6 protein-coding genes are annotated in these 3,334 nt (G+C 35.2%); 3 read left to right on the forward strand and 3 right to left on the reverse strand.

All coding sequences use genetic code 11. The features are described from left to right. Positions 1-62: 62 nt before the first annotated feature. Entirely contained in the window at positions 63-437 is a 375-nt protein-coding gene (locus ACFIL8_RS08505) for a hypothetical protein (protein WP_375689433.1), read from the reverse strand. Positions 438-710: 273 nt separating this feature from the next. After that, positions 711-1,064, reverse strand: a complete 354-nt coding sequence (locus ACFIL8_RS08510; protein ID WP_004859838.1) for a helix-turn-helix domain-containing protein — start codon at positions 1,062-1,064, stop codon at positions 711-713. Between the two features lie 87 nt (positions 1,065-1,151). On the opposite strand from ACFIL8_RS08510, the gene ACFIL8_RS08515 reads away from it, so the two are divergent. Both ACFIL8_RS08515 and ACFIL8_RS08520 read left to right on the forward strand, forming a co-directional pair. Continuing rightward, positions 1,152-1,418, forward strand: a complete 267-nt coding sequence (locus ACFIL8_RS08515) for a helix-turn-helix domain-containing protein (protein WP_375674606.1) — start codon at positions 1,152-1,154, stop codon at positions 1,416-1,418. Positions 1,419-1,420: 2 nt separating this feature from the next. Next, on the forward strand, positions 1,421-1,612 hold the full coding sequence (locus ACFIL8_RS08520; RefSeq protein ID WP_375674608.1) for a hypothetical protein: 192 nt from the start codon (positions 1,421-1,423) through the stop codon (positions 1,610-1,612). Here the strand turns inward: ACFIL8_RS08520 and ACFIL8_RS08525 are convergent. After that, entirely contained in the window at positions 1,599-2,369 is a 771-nt protein-coding gene (locus tag ACFIL8_RS08525; protein WP_375674610.1) for a hypothetical protein, read from the reverse strand. The two genes, ACFIL8_RS08520 and ACFIL8_RS08525, sit on opposite strands and share 14 nt — an antisense overlap. A 79-nt stretch (positions 2,370-2,448) precedes the next feature. Here ACFIL8_RS08525 and ACFIL8_RS08530 point away from each other — a divergent pair. Next, on the forward strand, positions 2,449-3,334 hold an 886-nt coding region (locus ACFIL8_RS08530; RefSeq protein WP_375689435.1), incomplete at its 3' end, for a DUF1376 domain-containing protein.

The following is a 3,334-nucleotide window of genomic DNA, read 5'->3' on the forward strand; positions in this document are numbered from 1 at the left end:
TTACTCTAATCAATTATTGATGGGAAAAAGGGAGGCGCTTTTAAAAGCGCCCTTTAGAATTTTTAAAGCACATCACATAGGCGCAAACGGTGTTGCTTTTCATAGCTACCGAACATTTCATCTTCATATTTTAGCTGTGCTATTTCGTCTAAAAAAGCATGGTAGGCATCACTTTCACTGACAAAGTAATAAACCTTACTATCCTCATCAAGGCGGTCGATATTTTCTGTTACATATGCTTCTGCGATCTCTTCAGAGATATCTTCACAATTATTCTCAGAGGGATTTATACGAAAGATTTGGATTGCATCATCTACCTCATCAACAATGCTTAGAATTTGACTTGCATCAAGTGGTCCAGACTCTGCAATGTGTTGATCTTTATCGTAGGTAACTAATAAAATTTCATCAGAATTTATAAGAATTGGATTTTCCATAATTTTTCCTCCCTAACGCCTCTTGGCGATTGTTTGTGCGTGGTTTATGGAATATATATAATACGCATAATGCATACTTGTCAACAATAAAATATGCGTTATGTGTATTTTATTTTTAACGGTATAAAAATCTTGTAAGAAGATTTTTTCTAAATGACGATTCTCATGAAAGGGGAAGGTGAATGGTTATGAAAACAATAAAAAGTGATATAGAATTAGATAACAAAATAATGCATCTGGTTTCTACATTTAGTAATGAAAGAAAAAAAGCTTTTATTTTTTTTCTTCTGCATGCAGGCGATTTAAAAGGTGAAGAATTGTTTCTTTATCTGGTTGAGTTGTTTTTTGCAGTAGATTAATAATTTGCTCATCAACAGTTTGTTTTGTGGCAGGAATTGGAAAGGAGGGGCCTTCTCCCTCTCCAGTTAATAACCATCCTTCACTAATTCTAAATGCTTTTGCATATTTCGCAGATGCCCGTGATATTCCTCTTAATCCTTGTTCGTGCTGTATATAGCTAGAGTAGTTCCAGCCAAAATATCTAGCTGCTTCTTTAGCACTTCTAAAACCACGCGCTAAACGCGCTTTTATTAATCTAGCAGATTGGTCTATCGTGTTACTAAGCATTTTTATCTCCTTAATATATTCATATTGCATATAATTGGTATGCATTTCGACTTGACTTTTAAGTACTCATAATGCATATTATTTTTTATGGGAAAAATAGCAGTAAAACAGTTACGTAAAAATCTGAATTTAACTCTGAAAGAAATGGCAGTACGGTTAGGCGTCAACAAGTCAACAGTATGGCGTTGGGAAAAATATGGTGTTCCTTCAAGAGGAGCCGTTGCATATCTTCTCGAAGCGTTATGGAATGAACAATCTCCTCCAACGCCTTCTTTTGTCAAGGGTTCCACTGTTTGCATGAAGCCATGTGAACAAAATGAAATGTTGCAATCTCAATATGAAGAAAGAAAATAAAAATGGACAATTTCGCAGCGATGATTGTGCTTTTTATAGTCAATGTAATCATGTTTTTTGCTGGCTTTTACTTTTATAAAATGACGGAAACGCATGAAAAAGAGACAGATAAAATAATGGAAAACATAATACGTAAACAAAAAGATTTAATTCAAACACAAAAAGATTTAATGGAAAAAATTAACCGCTTTTAAGACTACTCTCCTCGAGTGGCAGTAAAAAGCTGGGCCAAAAAGTAGTTTCAAGTATTTCTTCTGCATGATTTGATGAAGTGTGTTCAATGATAAAAATTGGTGTGCTTACGATATCTGGTTTTAGGTGGCGAACTGTGAAAGAAAATTCTGTTTCTTCAGATGCATCTAAATTAAAAAAATCGAAGATCTCCTGTGTTTTTAAATCTGCTACAAAAAGACTTTTTAAGGGTATATACTTTTCATTTTCTGGTTCTAAATGCATTGGATATCTTCCCAAAAGAGCACCTTTATCAAACGCAAATGGGTTTTCGTTATATAACCGAAAATTATTTATTCTCATTGTTTGCTCTGTAGGATTTTTTATGATGCCATTTACCTCTATGAAGAAGTCTTTGTCATATTTGTATGCTGTTGACTCTTTCATAGTAACCTTCAACTTTGGACCTAAGTCTCGTATTTGTTTTTCTGCCCATAAAATGGAGACGTGCTCTTTTGCGGCTTCAGCTTGTTTTTTTAGCTGTTCTAATTGCCTTTCTATATTGTCTAAATCTTTTTGGCGGACTTTGTCTGCTTCTTTACGGTTTTTATTTCTTAAAATAAGAGCCACTAAAAGAGATGCAATAAATGACAAAAAACCTGTAAGAAATATCTTTATCCATTCTTGCATCATAACTCTCCCCACTTTTTTAGAATCGTTGAAAGGGTACTTTTTTACAAATTTTTTTTCAAGACAGGCAATCACAACACGCTTTGTCATGATGCACGCATAAACACACAACAATCTTAAGGGGGGATTATGATCACTAATTTATATTTAATGAAAGAAGGGGATGCGCATGTCTAATGGTATGCCATGGATAAGATTCCATTTGTATGACTGGATAAGTGGTACAAATGGAATGACATCTGAACAACGGGGGGTTTATATAACCCTTCTCGTTTGCATGTATGAAAAAAAAGAACCACTTAAAACAGATTTTCAAACGCTTGCACGCGTTTGTCATTGTTCGCAGAAAAAATTTGCAGCTATTGTCGAATATCTCATGAGAAATAATAAACTTGTTGAGACAGATAATGGATTGTGGAATACGCGCGTTGAAGAAGAGCTGAACGATTTTGCTGATAAAAAAGAGCACATATCGCAAGTTCGTAGTGAGGCTGGTAAAAAAGGTGCACAAGCAAAAAATAATACAAAACAACATGTTAATAATTTTGCTGAAGCAAATGACAAGCAAAACGTTTTTTTTGCTGAAGCAAACGCTAAGCAAAATCAAGCTATAAAGAACCAGAATAAGAATATATATAAAAAAACTAAAACTAACGTTTTAGCAAAAAAAGAAATTGGTTCTGAAAGTTTAGAAACAAACGAACAGGTTGACGAGCCAACAGAGGTTGCTGCTGTTGAGACCACATCAGAGCAAATCACAACGGGTGTAGAAAACCAACCTTCCATTCACGAGCAAGAGAACGTTCCCAAAAAAGCAAAACGAGCGCAAGCTAATCGCGGTTGTCGATTGCCTACGGATTTTGAACCGGATTACGATTTTGCCATTGCAGAGGGCTTGCCTCCAGAGCGCGTCAAAGTCGAAATTGCAAAGTTTCGAGATTATTGGCGTTCAAAAGCCGGAGCAAATGCAACCAAAATCGATTGGCAAGCAACATGGCGTAACTGGGTACGCAGGGCTATCGAGGGTTTAGAAAAAATAAAAAATACGAACAACA

Source organism: Bartonella sp. AP57NXGY (assembly GCF_042195805.1).
GTDB lineage: Bacteria > Pseudomonadota > Alphaproteobacteria > Rhizobiales > Rhizobiaceae > Bartonella.

Excerpts from the sequence above, each read along its gene's own strand:
- ACFIL8_RS08505 (WP_375689433.1), bottom strand. The coding sequence starts at position 437 with ATGGAAAATCCAATTCTTATAAATTCTGATGAAATTTTATTAGTTACC.
- ACFIL8_RS08510 (WP_004859838.1), bottom strand. The coding sequence starts at position 1,064 with ATGCTTAGTAACACGATAGACCAATCTGCTAGATTAATAAAAGCGCGT.
- ACFIL8_RS08515 (WP_375674606.1), top strand. The coding sequence starts at position 1,152 with ATGGGAAAAATAGCAGTAAAACAGTTACGTAAAAATCTGAATTTAACT.
- ACFIL8_RS08520 (WP_375674608.1), top strand. The coding sequence starts at position 1,421 with ATGGACAATTTCGCAGCGATGATTGTGCTTTTTATAGTCAATGTAATC.
- ACFIL8_RS08525 (WP_375674610.1), bottom strand. The coding sequence starts at position 2,369 with ATGACAAAGCGTGTTGTGATTGCCTGTCTTGAAAAAAAATTTGTAAAA.